Annotated in this window: 15 protein-coding genes and 3 pseudogenes; 11 read left to right on the top strand and 7 right to left on the bottom strand. The window is 71.0% G+C overall.

All coding sequences use genetic code 11. From position 1 onward, the window contains the following. Positions 1-261: 261 nt before the first annotated feature. Both AB0367_RS26620 and AB0367_RS26615 read left to right on the top strand, forming a co-directional pair. Positions 262-1,206 (top strand): ATP-binding cassette domain-containing protein, encoded by a 945-nt coding sequence (locus AB0367_RS26620; RefSeq protein WP_366229140.1) that lies wholly within the window; start codon positions 262-264, stop codon positions 1,204-1,206. Next, positions 1,203-2,033: an ABC transporter permease gene (locus tag AB0367_RS26615; protein WP_366229138.1), complete on the top strand. Its 831-nt coding sequence runs from the start codon at positions 1,203-1,205 to the stop codon at positions 2,031-2,033. The genes AB0367_RS26620 and AB0367_RS26615 overlap by 4 nt, the downstream gene beginning before the upstream one ends. A 91-nt stretch (positions 2,034-2,124) precedes the next feature. Here AB0367_RS26615 and AB0367_RS26610 read toward each other — a convergent pair whose 3' ends face one another. Together AB0367_RS26610 and AB0367_RS26605 are read right to left on the bottom strand one after the other, a co-directional pair. After that, entirely contained in the window at positions 2,125-5,469 is a 3,345-nt protein-coding gene (locus AB0367_RS26610) for a BTAD domain-containing putative transcriptional regulator (RefSeq protein WP_366229137.1), read from the bottom strand. Between the two features lie 213 nt (positions 5,470-5,682). Next, on the bottom strand, positions 5,683-6,477 hold the full coding sequence (locus tag AB0367_RS26605; RefSeq protein ID WP_366229136.1) for a phosphatase: 795 nt from the start codon (positions 6,475-6,477) through the stop codon (positions 5,683-5,685). 59 nt (positions 6,478-6,536) lie between these two features. Here AB0367_RS26605 and AB0367_RS26600 point away from each other — a divergent pair, with 59 nt between their 5' ends. Next, the gene (locus AB0367_RS26600; protein ID WP_366229135.1) at positions 6,537-7,178 is read left to right on the top strand and encodes a hypothetical protein; all 642 of its coding nucleotides are present in this window, start codon (positions 6,537-6,539) and stop codon (positions 7,176-7,178) included. Between the two features lie 53 nt (positions 7,179-7,231). Continuing rightward, positions 7,232-8,899: a DUF222 domain-containing protein gene (locus AB0367_RS26595; protein WP_366229134.1), complete on the top strand. Its 1,668-nt coding sequence runs from the start codon at positions 7,232-7,234 to the stop codon at positions 8,897-8,899. Here AB0367_RS26595 and AB0367_RS26590 read toward each other — a convergent pair. The 3 genes and pseudogenes from AB0367_RS26590 to AB0367_RS26580 all read right to left on the bottom strand — a co-directional run. Then, positions 8,880-9,911 carry a winged helix DNA-binding domain-containing protein gene (locus AB0367_RS26590; RefSeq protein ID WP_366229133.1) on the bottom strand — a complete coding sequence of 344 codons (1,032 nt, stop codon included), beginning with the start codon at positions 9,909-9,911 and terminating at the stop codon, positions 8,880-8,882. The genes AB0367_RS26595 and AB0367_RS26590 overlap by 20 nt on opposite strands. A gap of 149 nt (positions 9,912-10,060) precedes the next feature. Further along, positions 10,061-10,612: a Clp protease N-terminal domain-containing protein gene (locus AB0367_RS26585; RefSeq protein ID WP_366229132.1), complete on the bottom strand. Its 552-nt coding sequence runs from the start codon at positions 10,610-10,612 to the stop codon at positions 10,061-10,063. Between the two features lie 140 nt (positions 10,613-10,752). Continuing rightward, a pseudogene (locus tag AB0367_RS26580) lies at positions 10,753-10,950 on the bottom strand (helix-turn-helix domain-containing protein); the annotation flags it as partial. Between the two features lie 305 nt (positions 10,951-11,255). Here AB0367_RS26580 and AB0367_RS26575 point away from each other — a divergent pair. The 4 genes and pseudogenes from AB0367_RS26575 to AB0367_RS26560 form a co-directional block, all read left to right on the top strand. Next, the gene (locus tag AB0367_RS26575; protein WP_366229131.1) at positions 11,256-11,579 is read left to right on the top strand and encodes a 2OG-Fe(II) oxygenase family protein; all 324 of its coding nucleotides are present in this window, start codon (positions 11,256-11,258) and stop codon (positions 11,577-11,579) included. A 233-nt stretch (positions 11,580-11,812) separates the two neighbouring features. Next, positions 11,813-11,938 (top strand): hypothetical protein, encoded by a 126-nt coding sequence (locus tag AB0367_RS26570; protein ID WP_366229130.1) that lies wholly within the window; start codon positions 11,813-11,815, stop codon positions 11,936-11,938. 196 nt (positions 11,939-12,134) lie between these two features. Next, positions 12,135-12,395: pseudogene (locus AB0367_RS26565) on the top strand (LCP family protein); the annotation flags it as partial. 43 nt (positions 12,396-12,438) lie between these two features. After that, a pseudogene (locus AB0367_RS26560) lies at positions 12,439-12,861 on the top strand (LCP family protein); the annotation flags it as partial. Between the two features lie 128 nt (positions 12,862-12,989). Here the strand turns inward: AB0367_RS26560 and AB0367_RS26555 are convergent. Next, entirely contained in the window at positions 12,990-13,505 is a 516-nt protein-coding gene (locus tag AB0367_RS26555; protein ID WP_366229129.1) for a MarR family transcriptional regulator, read from the bottom strand. 162 nt (positions 13,506-13,667) lie between these two features. Here AB0367_RS26555 and AB0367_RS26550 point away from each other — a divergent pair, with 162 nt between their 5' ends. Together AB0367_RS26550 and AB0367_RS26545 are read left to right on the top strand one after the other, a co-directional pair. After that, complete coding sequence (locus AB0367_RS26550; RefSeq protein ID WP_366229128.1) at positions 13,668-14,249, top strand: NAD(P)H-dependent oxidoreductase; 582 nt, start codon at positions 13,668-13,670, stop codon at positions 14,247-14,249. Between the two features lie 224 nt (positions 14,250-14,473). Further along, a complete protein-coding gene (locus AB0367_RS26545; RefSeq protein WP_366229127.1) occupies positions 14,474-15,337 on the top strand; it encodes an NAD(P)-dependent oxidoreductase in 864 nt (287 codons plus the stop codon). A gap of 161 nt (positions 15,338-15,498) precedes the next feature. Here the strand turns inward: AB0367_RS26545 and AB0367_RS26540 are convergent, their stop codons facing one another. Further along, positions 15,499-16,689 (bottom strand): hypothetical protein, encoded by a 1,191-nt coding sequence (locus AB0367_RS26540; protein ID WP_366229126.1) that lies wholly within the window; start codon positions 16,687-16,689, stop codon positions 15,499-15,501. Positions 16,690-16,887: 198 nt separating this feature from the next. Between AB0367_RS26540 and AB0367_RS26535 the strand changes: the two genes are divergently transcribed. Then, the gene (locus AB0367_RS26535) at positions 16,888-17,208 is read left to right on the top strand and encodes a hypothetical protein (protein WP_366229125.1); all 321 of its coding nucleotides are present in this window, start codon (positions 16,888-16,890) and stop codon (positions 17,206-17,208) included. Position 17,209: the final 1 nt, after the last annotated feature.

Genomic DNA, 17,209 nt, shown 5'->3' with positions numbered 1-17,209 from the left:
AGCTCTAGCGGGTACAGCGCGCGCTGGCGTGTCGAACCAGGTCGACCACCAGTCGTTGGGTCAGCAGCGCGCCGTCATGCCCCATGGAATGGATGCTGCCGAGCCGCTCGCGGCATCGTCAACTCGTGTCCACGATACGGGAAGCGGGCGACCATGGGGTGGTACGGCGGCCTGTCAGCGCATGACAGGGCGATGTGCGCGGTTTGACAGCGGCGCCGGGCATACTGCACTGCGTAGGCGACATTCACAGGGGGACACGCCATGAGCTTCGCTTTCCAGGCGACCGGCCTGGTCAAGCGCTTCGGCAAGACCACCGCGCTGGCCGGGGTGGACCTGGCCGCCGAGCCAGGGACGGTACTCGGCGTACTCGGCCCGAACGGCGCCGGCAAGACCACCGCGGTACGCATCCTGGCCACGTTGCTGCGCCCCGACGAGGGGCGGGCGGTCGTCGGCGGGTATGACGTCGTGCGCCAGCCGGGGGCGGTGCGCCGCATCAGCGGGCTGACCGGGCAGTTCGCGTCGGTCGACGAGGACCTGACCGGCACCGAGAACCTCGTCCTCATCGGCCAGCTGCTCGACCTGCGCGCGAAGGAGGCGAAGGCGCGGGCCGCGCAACTGCTCGCCGAGTTCGACCTGAGCGAGGCGGCGAACCGGCCGGCGAAGACGTACTCCGGCGGCATGCGTCGCCGCCTCGATCTGGCCGCCAGCCTCGTCGGCCGGCCCGCCGTGGTCTACCTCGACGAGCCCACGACGGGCCTGGACCCGGCCAAGCGCGAGGACGTGTGGAACATGGTGCGCGCCCAGGTACAGGAGGGCACGACGGTGCTGCTGACCACGCAGTACCTCGAGGAGGCCGACGCGCTCGCCGACAACATCTCGGTGATCAACCACGGCAAGGTCATCGCGCACGGCACTCCGGCGCAGCTCAAGCACATCGTCGGCGGCCAGACGATCAGCGTGCGGCCGGCCGATCCGGCGCACCTGGACACGGTCGCGACGATCCTGGCCAACGTGTCCGGCAACGAGCCGGAGTCGCACGGACGCGGGGTGATGTCGGTGCCGGTCGCGGACGGCAGCGCCATGACGGCCGTCGTACGCCGGCTCGACGAGGCGGGCATCAGCGTCATCGAGCTGTCACTGCACCTGCCCAGCCTCGACGAGGTGTTCTTCACGCTGACCCGCGAACGGCAGGAGGTGGCGGCATGACGACCACGACCACACGCAAGACCGCGGCCGACGGCACCCAGTTCATCGCGGCCGTCCCGGCGCGCCCGTTCGGGCTGGCGCGGCACAGCCTCGTCATGGCGCGGCGCAGCCTCATCAAGACGATGCGCACGCCGGAGCAGCTGCTCGACGTCACGCTGCAGCCGATCATCTTCATCGTGCTGTTCGTGTACCTCCTCGGCGGGGCCATCGCCGGGTCACGTCACGAGTACCTGCAGTTCCTGCTCCCGGCGCTGATGGTGCAGAACGTGCTGTTCGCGTCGGCGCCGACCGGTGTGAGCCTCAACACCGACATCAAGACGGGCGTCTTCGACCGGTTCCGCAGCCTGCCCATCGGACGGTCCGCGCCGCTGATCGGCGGGGTGCTCGGCGACATGATCCGGTTCGTGGTGTCGATCGTGGTGATGATCGGCTTCGGATACCTGCTGGGCTTCCGGATCGGTACCTCGGTGCCGGAGGCGGTCGCCGCCTGCCTGCTGGTCATGTTCATGGCGTTCTGCTTCAGCTGGATGTTCGTGCTGCTGGGCATGATCGTCCGGGAGCCGGGCGCGGTGCAGGGCCTCGGCTTCGTGATCATGTTCCCGCTGACGTTCGGCACCAACGTGCTCGTACCGACGAACACGCTGCCCGGGTGGCTGCAGGCGTGGGTGAACATCAACCCGGTCGCCGACGCGATGGAGGCGGCGCGGGGGCTGATGGTCGGCAACGCGCCGGTATTCGAGCCGGTGATGAAGACGCTCATCTGGTCCGTGGCGATCCTGCTGGTGTTCGCGCCGCTCGCGGTGCGCGCCTACCGCCGCAAGGCCTGACGACAGGGCCGGCCGCTCGGCCGGGCACGTGATGGTCACGGCGTGATGGTCACGGCGTGATGGTCAGAAGTGACTGTCACACCACGACCGGTCAGGGTATGACCAGCTCCAGGGCCCTGGCCCGCGGCATGTCCATGCCGCGGGCCAGGGCCGCGTCGAAGGCGGCGGCGCCGAGGTCGGCCCGCAGCTGGGCCAGGCGGCCGGTCCAGTCGGCGTTCGCCGCGTCGCGGGTGCCGGCCAGCCGCTCGGCCGCGCCGAGCAGCTCCGCGGCCCGCACGTGGTCGCCGAGCGCCCGGACGAGACCGGCGAAGGTGACCGCGAGCCGGCCCACGACCGGCATGTCCCGGGCCGGCAGCGCCAGGTCGAGCGCTTCGGCCAGCCGTGCCCGCGCCAGGTCATGCTCGCCGCGAGCCACATCGACCTCGGCGCGCGCCGCCAGCACGATCGCCTTGTACTGCGGGGCGACCAACAGCGACTGCTGCTGCAGCCGCCACGCCTCGAGGTAGAGCCGGTCGGCCTCGTCGATGTCGCCCTCGGCCCGGATGAGATGGCCGAGCTCCAGCATCGCGCGCGAGACGTCACGGGCCGGCTGCCGGGCGTCCTCGACGAACGCGCGCAACAGCGCCCGCGCCACCTGCGGTCCGTCGGTGTGCCGGCGCAGCGCCGCCATGCTGATCCGCAGATACGCACCGCTGGAGTGCACGCCGAGCTGTGAGTGCAGCTCGATCGACTCCTCCAGGTGCGTGATCGCGGCCGCGAAATCGCCCCGGCGGGTGTGGGCGTCGGCGACGGACGCGAGGGTCATCGCCAGGCCCCAGCGCTCCCCGACCCGGCGGAACTGCGCCGCGGCGGCGTTGAGCTCGCGAACCATACCGTCGATGTCGCCGTCGTTCTCGTGGAGGAGGCCAAGGATCGACAGCAGCATCGCCCGCGTCCAGGGATCGACCGAGCCGTCGAGACGGCGCCGGATGACCTCGCCGCCGCGCTCGCTGTCGTCCCGGAACAGCAGCACCACCGGCTCGATGAGCTCCACGAACGGGTGCCCGCCCGGCGGCACGGCGGCGGCGAGCGAGACGAGCTCGTCCAGCTGCTCCGCAGCGACCTGGAAGTCGCCCGCGAACCCGCTGTTCACGACATACATCGACGTAACCACGAGCCGCAGGTCCGTGGGCACCGGATCCGGCCCGCTGTCGGCCACGGCGAGGATGCGCCTGAGCCACAGCACCGCCTCGGCGTGGCTGTCCTCGAATATCCAGAACCAGCCGCTGGCGGCGCCGAGCCGGAACGCGCTCAGCGCGTCACCGGTGTCGCAGACGTGCGCCACCGCGGCGTGCAGGTTGTCCTGCTCAGGGCGCAGCCGGTCGAGCCACTCCACCTGCGCCCCGGTGCGCAGGTGCGGCTCCGCCTCCTCCATCAGGGCCAGGAAGTGGGCGGCGTGCGCGGCTCTGGCCGGGCCCGCTCCCCCGCGGCGGCCGAGCTCCTCGAGCGCGAACTCGCGGATCGTCTCGAGCATGCGATACCGCACCCGGCCACCCCCGGCCACCTGCAGCAGCGACCGGTCGACGAGGACATCGAGCAGTGCCTCGGCGTCGGCGGCGCCGCTGACCGCCGCCGCGGCGTCCGCGTCGAACGTGCCCGGGAACACCGCGAGTGACTCGGCGAACTCCCGCTCCTGCGGGCCGAGCAGGTCCCAGCTCCACGCCACCACCGCGTGCAGGGTGCGGTGCCGTGGCAGGGCCGTCCGGCTGCCGCCGGTGAGCAGCCGGAACCGGTCGTCGAGGCGCGCCGCGAGCTGCTCGGGTGTGAACGAACGCAGCCGGGCCGCGGCGAGCTCGATGCCCAGCGGCAGGCCGTCGAGCCGGCGGCAGATCTCGACCACCGCCCCGACGTTGTCGTCGGTCACCGTGAAACCGGGCCGCACGGCCGCCGCCCGATCCCTCAGCAGTTGTACCGCGGGAGACGCGCTCGCCCAGGCCGCTGTCATCGCCCGGTCGCGTGTCAAGGCCCGGCCATCCGTCATCGCCCGGTCACGCGTCGTCGCCGAGTCGAGCACCGTCGCCGGGCCGCCCGTTACTGCCGGGTCTCGCCCAGGCTGGAGTGCTAGCGGCGGGGACAGTCCGGGCGGGAGCGGGCCGGGCAGGGGCAGCAGGCCGGGCAAGGGCAGCGGGCCGACGGGGAACAGCGTCTCGCCGAGGATGCCCAGCGGCTCCCGGCTGGTCGCCAGGATCCGCAGCTTCGGGCACCGGCCGAGCAGCTCCTCGCTGAGCTTCGCGGCGGCGTCCACGACGTGCTCGCAGTTGTCCAGCACCAGCAGCACGCCGGGTAGCGTCAACGCCTCCGCGAGCTGGTCCAGGAGGTCGATGCGGCGGGGGCGCATTCCGCTCTCCGGCTGGCCGAGGCCGCCGGCGGTCAGCGTGCGCAGTACAACCGCGGGAACCTCGGCGGCCTCGGCCACCGGGGCGAGCTCAACCAGCCAGGCCCCGTCGGACAGCTGCCGCCCCAGCGCCGCGGAGACCGTGGTGGCGAGCCGGGTCTTGCCGGCCCCGCCGGGGCCGACGAGCGTGACGAGGCGGCTGTCGGCGACCTGCGTGGCGAGCCGTTGGACGTCGCCGGCCCGCCCGACGAAGCTGGTCAGCGGCGCCCGCAGGTTGCCGGTGCGGGGCGGGCGGGCCCCGGCGCGCAGGACGGCGGTGTGCGCGCCGCGCAGCTCGGGCGAGGGATCGGCGCCGAGGCGGTCGGCGAGGCGGAGCCGGCACTCCTCGAACGCGGCCAGTGCCTCCGCCTGTCGCCCATCGGCATGCAGGGCCCGGATCAGCAGCGCCACCAGCCGCTCACGCAGCGGGTTGGCGACGATGAGCTCCTGCAGCTCGGCGATGGCCCCGGCCCGGGTCTCGGCGGCGAGGCCGGACGCCTCGATGAGGTCCTCGGTCGCGGCCAGGCGCAGCTCCTCCCAGCGGGCGACGACCGCGCCGCGCTCGCCGCCGCTGTCGGCCAGCGCCGGGCCGCGCCACAGGTCCAGTGCCTCGCGCAGCAACCGGGTGGCGCTGCTCGGCTCGTCGGCCCGCAGCGCTGCGCGCCCTTCGGCGGCGAGACGCTCGAAGCAGCAGGCGTCGACGTCGCCTGGCGCGATGTTGAGCCGGTATCCGCCCGGGCCCGACTCCAGCGCCGGATTGCCGGCGCCGAGCGTCTTGCGCAGCCGCGACACCAGCGACTGCACGGCATTGGCGGGATCGGCCGGCGCCTGTCCGCCTCGGGCGCCGGAGCCGCCGCCGGGCGTGCCGTCGGGCCACAGGGCGTCGACGAGCTGGTCGAGGGGAACGAACCGGCCGGGCTCAAGGGCGAGGCGGACGAGCAGTGTGCGCAGCCTGGCGCCGCCGACCTCGACCGGCCGGCCGTCGACCTCGACGGTGAGTGGTCCGAGCAGCCCGACGCGCATGCCACAACTCTGCCACCCGAGTACGACAAAAACGGGGACCGGGTGATGCCCCCTCTGTGCAAGTCTCTGCCGCTGGCCACCAACGTCCGCCCAGGGCATTCATCGGGAAGGAACCCATGTCGTACTTTCCGACGGGCCTCGACTCTTTATGGTGCGCTGGTCACGTTCGACGGCGCTGGGCTCTGCTGTGCCCCGGGACAGGCCCGCCGGGGGTCACACGGCGGGCACTACCCCCTCCAGCAGGAACTCGCTGACCGGGCCGTACAGCTGCGGCTGAACGTTGTCGTCGATCGGCACCGTCACCGAGACCCGGCCCTCAGCCTCGCCGATGAACAGAGCCGGATCGTTGCTGTCCGCGAACGACACCACGTCGAGCCCGGCGGCCGCGGCCGCGCCGGCGAAACCGTGGTCGGCGACGACCAGGTCCGGGAGCGCCTCCCGACGCCACTCGAGCTCGGCCAGCATGGCCCGCATGCCGTCCGGCGAGTGGGTGTGCCACAACGCGATGCCTCGCTCCGCTGCGACCGCTACGCCACCGATGTACCGCACCGCCAGGGGGAACTCGCGACCGGCGTAGTGGACAGGGGCGTCGAACACGGCACCCGGCGCCGGCTGCAGCAACTCGCACCCGGCCGCGCGCAGCGCCGCGGCGATCGCCAGGTGTACCTCGATGATGCCGGCCGGGTGGCCGGTCGCCACGATCACCCGCTCGCGGCGCCGCGCGGCCAGGCGCAGGCGGTCCCGCATGCGCTCGAGCGCACGAACGGTCTTGTAAGGGTCGATGACATCGGCGCCCGTCGACCGCTCCGGGTTCGGGTCGATACCGACGCGCTCGGCCATGACCGCGAGCACCTGCGGCAGCGTCCACGTCTTGAGCGGTACGAGGCCGAAAACGTAGCCCTCGCGCCCTTCCGCGAAGGCGGCGGCGTTGCTGTGATTGGAGTCCCGGGTGGTCTCCACATCACCGGCGAGCAGGGCCTCGCGAAGGTAACTCACAAGATCAGGCATATGAACCATGGTAGGTACGGAGCCCGGCACCGCCGAGGGATGCGGCTTAAGGTCACAGCATGGCCGACATCTACCTCGAGACGGGCAAGAAGAAGGTCTTCGCCGGCAGCCTCGACTGGCCCGGCTGGGGACGGTTCGGCAAGACCGAGGAGGAGGCGGTCGAGGCGCTCGCCGCCTACGGCGCGCGGTACGCGCCGATCGCCACCGCCGCCGGGTTCGGCTTCCCCACCGCTGCTCGGCTGAACGTCGTGGAGCGGGTGCCCGGGACGGCGACCACCGAGTTCGGCGCGCCCGACGGGCGACCCGCCGCGGATGGGAGGCCGGTCACCGCCGCCGTCGCCGACCGGCACACGAGGCTGCCGCGAGCCGCGTGGGCGGCGTTCGACGCGTACGCCGCAACCGCGCCCGAATCCCTGCGCAAGGGGCCACGCGGCGGCGGCCGGGACCGCGACAAGATGATCGACCACGTCGTCGGGACCGACGCCGCGTACGCCAGAAAGATCGGCGTCAAGCACCGGCAGCCCGCAATCGGCGACCGCGCCGCGATCGAGGCGCTGCGTGACGACGTCATCGCCACGCTGGGCCGACCCGGAGACGGCGGACCGCTCACTGGCAACGGATGGACGGCGCGGTACGCGGCGCGGCGGTTCGTCTGGCACGCGCTCGACCACTTGTGGGAGATGGAGGATCGCTCAGAGTGACATAGAGGATTGGGAATGCATGGGTTGGGGGTGGGGGTGGTTACGGTCGGGGGGTGGATACGACGGGGGTGGTGGAGCCCCTCACTGAGGCGCTCGTTTCGCTCGCCGCGCTCGATCCCGACACGCTCGACGACCCGACGGTACGGGACTCGCTGCTGGCGCTGCTGCGCTGCCAGCATCGACTCGATGCGGTCATCGGCCGGTTCGTGGGGATCTTCGACGATCGCCGGCTGAGCCACCGCGACGGTTTCGGCACGACGAAGCAATGGCTGGTCGGGTTCGGCCGGTTGTCGGGGCCCGCCGCCAGCGGGCGGATGCGCGCCACCGGGGTCACGCGGCTGCTTACCGAGCTCGCGCAGTCGTTCGACGCCGGCGAGGTCAGCGCCGAGCATGTCAACCGGATCGGGCTGACCGCCGAGGAGGTCGGCGACGAGGTCATCGAGCAGGCCGAGCACACGCTGGTCGAGCTCGCGCAGAACGCCAACCCGGAGCACCTGCAGGAGGCGTGCGGCCATCTGCGGGACCTGGCCCTGGCGGATAAGAACACGCCGTCCGAGGAGCAATACCGGCGGCGGGGTGTCACGCTCACGCGGCTCGGCGACATGTGGCGCCTGCGCGGCGTCCTCGACACCGAGACCGGGGCGCTGTTCGGCACTGCCCTGGACGCGTTCACGGAGCCGCCCGGCCAGGGGGACGATCGCAGTCCGGCGCAGCGGCGGCACGATGCGACCGCGGACATGCTCAATGCCGTGCTGCGCTCGGGGCGGGCGCCCGAGGTCGCCGGGGGACGGCCCAGCATCGGACTGCTGATGCCGGTCTATCGCTATCTACGGGTGCACGACCACGGCGGTACCGATGCGGAGGAGACAGCTCGCGACGACGGCCCGGACGGTGCCGACTCCGTCCGCGGCGACGGCGTTGCGGGCGGCCCCGACGGTGGCGACCGCGACGGGCCCGCGGTGATGGCCGGGTGGGGGCCGGTGAGCGATGCGCTGGCCGCGCGGCTCAGCTGCGATGCCACGCTGCAGCAGCTGTGGCTGCATCCTGAGAACGGGGTACCACTGAAGCTCGGCCGGGCATACCGCAACACGCCCCCGCCGCTGCGACGAGCGCTCGCGGCTCGTGACCCGTACTGCCGATGGCCGGGCTGCCGGATACCGGCGAACTGGTGCGACAGTCATCACCTGCGCGAGTGGATCCGGGACCACGGCGAGACCGACGTCGACAACCTCGTGCTGTTGTGCCGGTATCACCACGTGTGCATGCATGAGCGGGGCTGGCGGCTGTTCCGAGAGCCCCGCAGCGGCTGGATCTGGATCATGCGGCCGGACGGGCGGCGGTACGAGCTCGGGCCCAGCCGGCCTCGGGTTGATGCAACGCCGCCCAGGAGTCGAGGCGGGGACCCGCCGCCAGGACGACATCGTGGGTACGGCGCCTCGATGGCCGGGCCATCGGGCTCACCGGTGGCGCTGGCGTCTGCGCCGGACGTGGCGACATCAACTGCGTCACAAACGGCCGCCTCGTCAGCGGTTGGGGCGGCAGGCCCGCCGGTGACTCGGCCGCGAGCGACGCCGAAGGCGCCGTCAACCGCGCCGGGCGCGATGGCGGACGCGCCCGTGGCACCGCCGAACGCCCCAGCGGATCGGTCCCATCCAAGGCGCGCAGGGTCAGCGCGACGCGGGCGGGAAGAGCAGCGCCACGTCAACCGTGAAACGCCGTGAGTCGGTCGGCCTCCGCGTCGACCTGGCGGCGGATCCGTGCCGACAGCGGCGCGAACTCGTCCCATTCCACACGGCTGGCCTTCAGCGCCCAGGTGCCGGCCACCTGACCGTCAACGAGGAACGTGCCGATCGACTGCGGCATGCGCACATGGAAGACCTTCGAGCGGTGCTCCTCCGGCAGGATCAGCGTGCGCCGTGCGTGGGCGAGCAGCGTGGCGTCGTAGGTCGGTAGGAACCGCACCGGCGCCGGGGTCTGCGGGTCCGGCAGCGGTCCATCGGGCACGTCGATCAGTTCCCGGCCGCGTTCGTCGCGGAATGTGCGCAGCTCGTGGCGGGCAAGCACCTTCGCCACCACGGAGACGGGCAGGCCCGCCCAGTCCGCGATCTCGGTGCGGTGGGCTGGCCCGAACGCACTGAGGTACCGCCGGATCAACAGGTCCTGCGCGTCGTCCTCGGTCACGTCGGGCGGGCCGACCCAATCCTCGGCGGCGCCGAACAGGTCGGCCCGGCGCCGCGCCCAGGTGCCGGACGGCGGCACGCGGACCATGTCGAGGAACATGCCGATGCCGTGCCGGATCCGTGGCCCGAACAGCTCGTCGAGTTCGCTCCGGCGCACCGGGCGTTCGCTCAGGAGTGCACGCAACCGTGCTACCGCGTCGTCAATCGCTTCGGGCTCTGGCCGGTCCCGGACCGTCCGCAGGTAGGCCGCTTGGCGCGCCGATCTGACGCCCACCTCGAACGGCCAGTAGTCGGCCTTGGACACCAGGTGAAGCGTGGCACGCAGGAGGGTCGCCTGGACCACCTCGCGGCGCTCCAACATCCGGGTCAGCCCATCACGATCGAAGCCCTCGATACGGGCCCACAGACCGATGTACATCGACGGCGCGTACTGGGCCTGGAGGCCGCCCATCCGCTGCAGCACCTCGGGGATGTCGAGCGACACGCGCTCCAGCAACATCTGGCGGGCAAGCAGCGCCCGGTTCAGGTCGCGCCAGGTAAGCGTCCGCTCCATACGGGAACGGTAGACGATCCCTCGCCGAACTCCTGGAATCGGCCGTTCCACAGGTTGACTCCGAGCTGCTCGACTCCGCGCTGCTCGACCGGATCGCGATCACCGAGCCGTTCAACCGTCGCTCGAGCGGCTGCGTTCGGGTCGCGTTCTTACGCGGCGTTCTTCAATGCGGTCAGCACGAGATCCATCGTGCGGTCATAGGTCATGCCCCGCTCTCGCAGCAGGCGCCCGCCGGAACCCCGCTCCTCCTTGATGACCGCCAAGAGGATGTGCTCGGTGCCGATGTAGTTGTGTTTGAGCGAAAGCGCGACCCGCAGCGACAGCTCCAGGCTCTTCTTCGCCCCGTTGTTGAACCGGGTCGGCAGCTTCGAAAGGCGGAACAGGAGGCCGCCGCGCTCGGCTGGCTCGGCGCGTTCCAGAGCACCCGGCCCGAAGGTCTGCTCCACGCTGGCGCGCACCGCGTCGAGATCGATGCCGATGGAGCGCAGTGCCGCCGCGTCGTCCCCGGCGGCGACCGTGGCCCGGATCTCGTCGTACTCGATGCCGCACGCACGCAGTACCGTATGCCCGATTCCGCCGTCGTCACGCAGCAGCGCCAACACCATGTGCTCGGTGCCGATCGCTTGATGGCCGAGTTCGTCGGCCTCCTGTTTCGTGACCTTCACGACGGTCCGGGCATGGTCGGTGAACCGCTCGAACATCACTGCTCCCCTTTCAGTGTTTGCGCCGATCCCGGCGCTGTGGTGGTCGGTGTTTCGGTAGCCGGCGTCTCGGCTCCCGAAGCCGCCCGCGCTCGCGACGCATCGGGGACGGCCGCGGACCGCGTCGGTACCCGTCCGGCGTGCTTCTTGTGCACGGCCTGCCTCGAGACGTCGAGGGCATCGGCGATCTCCTGCCAGGACCAGCCCTGCAGGCGCGCGTTGTCGACCTGGAGCACCTCCAGCGCGTCGGCGAGCCGGCGCAGCGCCACCGCGGCCCGCAGACCGATGCGCGGGTCGGGGCTCGCGGCCGCGGCCGCGAGGTCGTTTACCTCCGTCATGCGTCAACTTTAGTTGACATCACACCTCTCCGTCAACCATGGTTGACAGCACGCGAAACACCAACGGGCAGCCGGGCCGCCTACGCTTCCGGGCGCGAGCTCACACCTCCGGCCGACCTCCCAGTCGTCGACGTCACCAACCTGATTCGTCACGGCGAGGACGAACGAGCCACACACGAGATCGAATCGGCTGCCGATCACACCGCCCCCGCCGCCCGGGACCCTTCCAGCGGCCGCGACGGACAGCACCCGCACCCACGATCACCCCGGAAGGGGCTCGACGCCCCACCGATCCCGGTATCTGCGTGTGCGACATCGGCGGCATGCTCGATCGGATGACCGGCGGCTGGTACCGCTCGACGCCACACCGGGTCCGCAACGTGAGCGGGAACAAACGCCTGTCGTTCCCGCTCTTCTTCCACCCGGACTTCACCACAGAGGTCCCGCCGCTGCCCGGCCGGGCCGCCGCCGACGGCTCCGCCGGTGCCCAGCGGTGGGACGGGTCAGGACCTGAGGCTTTTACCGGCGCCTACGGTGAATATCTCGTGCGAAAGGTGGGCAAAGTGTTTCCGGAGTTGAGCGCGGACGTCGGGAGCGGCACCACAACCGGCATCGGCCCGACGACCTGAGCCCGCCGGCCGTTTCGAACTGCCTCCCAGGCCGCCCGGAGACCAGACCAGCAAGTCGGTCCGGGGCGATTGCAGAGGTGGTACCCGTTGCCCGGCGGCGGTTCGGATCGCAGAACCCGCGAAGGGGTTCGAAGAGCCGTTCCAGCAGGTCGGGCGCGTGGCACGATGACGGGAGCAAACCTGTCCGCGGTGTCCTTAGCGTATGAGTCACCACACCGCAACAGGAGGCGACGATGGCCACCCCGACCACCACCACGACCCGCAAGCTCACCAAGCTCGACAGCGAGCAGGGCATGCTGCTGTTCCTGGCGTCGGTCGTCCTGCTCAGTGTGATCGGCGTGATCGCCGTCGGCGCCTGACAGACCGCCGCCGAGCAGCAGGGCCGCCACGTGACGATCAGTGGGGCGAAGACGGTTCTCCTGGTCGGCATCGACCCACGGCCGAACCAGGACCCGTTGGACACGATTCGGTCGGACTCGATCATCGTCGTGCACATCCCGGAGGACCATCGGCCCGCGTACCTGATCTCGATCCCGCGCGACACCTGGGGTCGAGATCCCGCCTTTCGACAACGGCAGGTCCAGGTACGACGGCGGCCACGACAAGATCAACGCTGAGTTCGCCGAAGGCGGCATCAAGCTGACCGGCAGGGACCAGCGCCGATACGGCATGTCACTGCTCGCCGACACGATCAAGAGGAACTGGGGCATCTCGTTCGACGCCGCGGCAATCGTGGACTTCACCGGCTTCACCAAGGTCGTCGACGTGCTCGGCGGCGTGGACATGTACGTCGACCAGGAGACCCGGTCGATGCACATCGGCCACGACAGCAAGAGCGCCGCAGACATACCACGTCGGCTATCAGCATCTCGAGCCGTGGCAGGCGCTCGACTACGTGCGCCAGCGCGACACCCTGCCGAACAGCGACTACGACCGCCAGCGGCACCAGCAACAGTTCATCAAGGCGCTGTTCAAGGAGATCGCGAGCCGCGACGTGCTGACAGATTCAGGGAAGCTCAAGTGGGTGCTGGACGTGGTCGGCCAGTCGATGACCATCGACTCTGGCGGCATCGATCTCCAGGACTGGATCTTCGCCATGAAGGACATCGGCGGCGACGACCTGCTCACGGTCAAGTCCAACAACGGCACGTTCTACGAGTCGTCGGAGCAGTCCGGTGCCGAGGCGCTCGACGACAACACCCTGGTGCTGCTCAAGGCGGTCCGAACCAACACCGTGGCGACGTTCCTGTCGTCCCACGTCGACCTCTTGAGCAAGAGCTGAAGCCGCCGTTCGTACCGCACAGGAGCGCGGGCGAATCACGACCCGGCGCCGCGCAGCGCAACCATGCCCCGCGGCGACGATCGCCCGCGAGGGAGGGAGGCACCTCACAGTGCGCCGTCCGATCGCCGCTAGTCCACGTGTTCGCGCAGGTGCTCCAGCACCGTCCCGGTGATCTCGCCGAGGACCCGCACCTGCTCCTCGGTCATCAGATCGATGAAGTGCTCCCGGACCGCCGCCACGTGTCCTGGCGCGGCCGCCCGCAGCGTCGCCATGCCCTGCTCGGTGAGCACGATGAACGCGCCGCGCCCGTCCGACTGACACTCCTCGCGTGTGACGAGGCCACGCTGCTGCATACGCGTCACATGGTGGGAGAGCCGACTCTTGGACCACAGCATCCGGTCGGCCATCTCGCTGAGCCGGATGCGCCGGTCCTCGGCGTCGGAGAGGCTGGTCAGTACGTCGTAGTCGGGCTCGGAAAGCCCCTGGTCGGCGGCGAGCCGGCGAGCCAGCCGCAGGTCGAGCAGCGCCCGCATCCGGCGATAGCCGATCCAGGCACGGAACTCGTCCTCGTTCAGCCAGCGCGGGCCGGCGTCCGCCGGGACCCTGGTGGCGCCGGACGCGGGGAGAAGCGGGGTGTCGTTCACGTCTCAATCGTAGATGTTGACGTGTCATCAATCCATCGTCAGGATGATGACATGTCAACAATTAGATTCGATCCCACCGCTTCCGCATCCACCCCGGAAGCCGCCGAGCCGGCATCCGCAAACGCCGCAGCAACTACAAGCGCAGCGGCGGCAACCACCGCGATGACTGCCGAGCGCCGCCCGCGCCTCGAGATCATCGTCGCGAGCACGCGCCCCGGCAGGGCAGGCCGCGTCATCGCCGACTGGTTCATCGAGCAGGCCGAGCAGCACAGCGGCTTCGACATCCACGTCACCGACCTCGCCGAGCTCAACCTGCCTCTGCTCGACGAGCCGGAGCATCCGGCACTGCGCCGCTACACCAAGCAACACACGCGCGACTGGAGCGCGACCGTCGACGCCGCGGACGCGATCGTGTTCGTCATGCCCGAGTACAACCACAGCTTCACCGCTCCGCTGAAGAACGCGCTGGACTTCCTGTCCCAGGAGTGGCGCGACAAGCCGGCCGCGTTCGTCAGCTACGGCGGCATCTCCGCCGGCACCCGCGCGGTGTACGCGCTGCGGCCGGTGGTCAGCGCGCTCGGCATGATGCCGATCAACGCCCAGGTGGCCGTCCCGATCCGCACCCACATCACGGCCGACAAGCAGTTCCGCTCCGACGACGCCCTGGACGCCGCCGCGAAAGCCGTCCTCGACAACCTCGCCCGCCTGGCCCCGGCGTTCACTGCCCTCCGCGCCGTCAAGTAGCCATCAAGGTGGGCGTCCAGCAGTCCATCCGGCAACCGACGGCCGGCCGAAGGCGACACCCGTGCGGACGGTAGACCGCGACAGAGCGTTGCGCACCGAAGGGCCGCGCCGGCGCAGGCCGTGAAGCAGACACGCGAGCGGACCACGAACCAGTCCGGGCTGACTGATCTGCCTGATCTGCCCCGCCAAGCCGCGCGCCAGGGGTCGCATGACAGGATCGGCGCATGTCGAGGATCGTCGTCACGGGAGCAAACGGCAAGACCGGGCGGGTGGTGGTCTGCGACCTGCTCGCCCACGGCTACGACGTCGTCGCCACCGACGCCGTCGGCCGAGCCGGCCACCTCAGCGACCTCGGCACCCCCATGCTCGTCGCCGACCTGACCGACTACGGCCAGGCGGTCGAGGTGCTGCAGGGCGCCGACGCCGTGGTACACCTGGCCAACATCCCCGCACCCGGGATGTATCCGCCGGCGGTGACGTTCAACCGCAACTCCACCATGAACGCCAACGTCTTCCTCGCCGCCCAGGCCACCGGCATCGGCCGGGTGGTCTGGTCCTCGAGCGAGACGACCCTCGGCCTGCCGTTCGACACGCCGCCGCGGTACGCGCCCCTCGACGAGGACCACTTCCCGTACCCGACCACGACGTACGCTCTGTCCAAGGTCGTCGGCGAGACCCTCGCCCGGGAGATCTCCGGCTGGAGCGGCATCCCGTTCGTGGGCCTGCGCCTGTCCAACGTGCACACAGTCGACGGGCCGCGTCCCGGCGACTACGCCGCGGTGCCCGGCCACTGGGCGGACGCGCACGCGCGGAAGTGGAACCTCTGGGGCTACGTCGACGCCCGCGACGTGGCCGCCGCCTGCCGGCTCTCGCTGGACGCGCCGATCGAGGGCGCCCAGTCGTTCGTCATCGCCGCCGCCGACACCATCATGAACCGCTCGTCGGCGAGCCTCATGGCCGAGGTGTTCCCGGACGTGCCGATCCGCAAGGACCTCGGCGAGTTCGAGACCCTGCTGTCGATCGACCGCGCCCGCGAGGTCCTGGGCTACACCCCGGCCCACTCGTGGCGAGACCACGTGACGCACTGAAGCTCCAGCGGCCGGCCGCGACAGGCAACGGCCTCCCGGACCTCCGCCGCCGGGACCGCCCCGCCGCGGCCACCGCACGGCGACAAGCCGCGCCCCGTACGCGGAGGCAGGCCGCACCCCAACGTCAGGCCGTACGCCAGAAGCAGGCCAGACACGAGATCTCACGGCTCGCGTGACAGCAGCTCCAGCAGTACCGCCAGCGCGGCCGGCGAATCGAGCGCCGCCCGCGCCAGCAGCGTCAGGTTGTGCTGCTCTCCGTCCGGGCTCACCAGCACCCCCGCGGCCGCCGGATGGACCCGTCGCCACCCGCGCGCGGTGAGCGCCGATTCGGCGACCACCACCACCGACGGGGTACCGTCCAGCTCCTCCGGCTCGGCCGGCGGCTCCGGCTGCGCCGGCCAGTTCGCCGCCACCAGCTCGTCCAGCCGCATCAGCAGTACCTCCACGACCTCAGCCGGCCCGATCGGCGGCCGCCGCAGCAGCGTCGCCACCTGATCGGTCACGACCCGGGCCTGCCGGGCCAGCCACGTCGGCCACTCGTCGTCGGGCACGGCGGCGAAGGTGACCCACTGCCCGCTGTCGCGCTTGAGTACCTGCCGCGCCAGCTCGCGCTCGACGTCCGGCGACAGCGGCATCAGCGGTACCGAGTCCACGGTCCGCAGCGCCACGTGCGCCGGTGACAGCGACGCGATGGCTCCGGCCAGGCTCGGGTGACGCGCCATCAGGGCGGTCCGCGTGTCCTCGTCCAGCGACGCGATCACCGCCCCGGCCCGGACCGCCTCCCGCCATCCGGCGTGCAGATCCTGTACCGCGGCGCTGGTGCGCTGCCACACCTGCTCCTCCACGTCGAACGCCAGGTCGGCGAACTCGAACGCGGCCAGGTCGGCCTTGACCACCGCCCGGGCCGCGGTGTGCAGCCCGGAGGCGCTGCTGGCCGCCTGGTCCGCCTTGCGCTCCAGCGCGACGGCGAACTCCCGGGTCGCCTTCGCGATCGACTCCGAGCGTGACGACGGCACCACCGACAGCGGGTCCACCGCCTCCTCGTACAGCGCCCGCAGCCGCACCACCAGGTGCGCCCGCCGATGGTCGACGACCGCGAGCTCGTGCGCGACGAGCGCCCGCACCTCGTCGACGGTCAGGCACTGCAGCAGCGGCAGCCCAACGAGCAACAGCCGCCGCCGTCGACTCGCCCAGGAACGGATCGTTCCGTACCCGGTAAGCAGCACGGCATCGGGCCGCGCCACCCCCACCCGGGCCGCCACCTCGGCGACCAGGTCCAGCAACTCGGCCTGAGCCGCGGCCGGCACCCCGGGGTACGACGGATCCCCCGGGTCGCGGCCACCGTAGCGCATCAGCAACCACCGTGCCCGCCAAATACTGATATTGCCGGGCAATCCGCTTCTGGGTTCTTCCACGACGGCAACCGACACAGCGAAGCATCCTCACGACGGCGCCGCGACGCGTCAACGAGTCCGGCACATGCGCCAGGGGTGAAACCCGAAAGTCACCCGGATAGCCGCCGATGAGTCCTCCATCGACACGGGGGTGAGATGCACCAGAGGTTCAGGCCGCAACTGGACGCGCTGAAACAACGCGGGGCGGACGCGCAGGCCGTCGACCGGGCGGCCGAGGAGGCCGAGCACACCGGTCGATCGATCCGAGCCGTCCTCATCAACGGCCACGTCATCACCGAGGGGCAGCTGACCGCCGCGTCGGCCGACGCGTACGGCATCGCCACCCTCGACCTCGTCGATTACCCCATCGGCCCGGCCGCCGTCACCAAGATCCCGATGGCCCTGGTGCTCAAGCATCGTCGCGGGCATCGCCCTGAACGAGCACGAGATCACCGTCGGCATCACCGACCCGGGTGAC

This window comes from Dactylosporangium sp. NPDC051484 (assembly GCF_040689395.1).
In the GTDB taxonomy this organism is placed as follows: domain Bacteria; phylum Actinomycetota; class Actinomycetes; order Mycobacteriales; family Micromonosporaceae; genus Dactylosporangium.
This window is presented reverse-complemented; position numbering and strand designations above follow the sequence as displayed.

What these genes read in the sequence shown, in the direction of transcription:
- AB0367_RS26590 (WP_366229133.1), bottom strand. Translation starts at nt 9,911, where the DNA reads ATGGAGCGGACGCTTACCTGGCGCGACCTGAACCGGGCGCTGCTTGCC.
- AB0367_RS26615 (WP_366229138.1), top strand. Translation starts at nt 1,203, where the DNA reads ATGACGACCACGACCACACGCAAGACCGCGGCCGACGGCACCCAGTTC.
- AB0367_RS26620 (WP_366229140.1), top strand. Translation starts at nt 262, where the DNA reads ATGAGCTTCGCTTTCCAGGCGACCGGCCTGGTCAAGCGCTTCGGCAAG.
- AB0367_RS26535 (WP_366229125.1), top strand. Translation starts at nt 16,888, where the DNA reads ATGCACCAGAGGTTCAGGCCGCAACTGGACGCGCTGAAACAACGCGGG.
- AB0367_RS26570 (WP_366229130.1), top strand. Translation starts at nt 11,813, where the DNA reads ATGGCCACCCCGACCACCACCACGACCCGCAAGCTCACCAAGCTCGAC.
- AB0367_RS26550 (WP_366229128.1), top strand. Translation starts at nt 13,668, where the DNA reads ATGACTGCCGAGCGCCGCCCGCGCCTCGAGATCATCGTCGCGAGCACG.
- AB0367_RS26610 (WP_366229137.1), bottom strand. Translation starts at nt 5,469, where the DNA reads ATGCGCGTCGGGCTGCTCGGACCACTCACCGTCGAGGTCGACGGCCGG.
- AB0367_RS26545 (WP_366229127.1), top strand. Translation starts at nt 14,474, where the DNA reads ATGTCGAGGATCGTCGTCACGGGAGCAAACGGCAAGACCGGGCGGGTG.
- AB0367_RS26540 (WP_366229126.1), bottom strand. Translation starts at nt 16,689, where the DNA reads ATGCGCTACGGTGGCCGCGACCCGGGGGATCCGTCGTACCCCGGGGTG.
- AB0367_RS26605 (WP_366229136.1), bottom strand. Translation starts at nt 6,477, where the DNA reads ATGCCTGATCTTGTGAGTTACCTTCGCGAGGCCCTGCTCGCCGGTGAT.
- AB0367_RS26585 (WP_366229132.1), bottom strand. Translation starts at nt 10,612, where the DNA reads ATGTTCGAGCGGTTCACCGACCATGCCCGGACCGTCGTGAAGGTCACG.
- AB0367_RS26600 (WP_366229135.1), top strand. Translation starts at nt 6,537, where the DNA reads ATGGCCGACATCTACCTCGAGACGGGCAAGAAGAAGGTCTTCGCCGGC.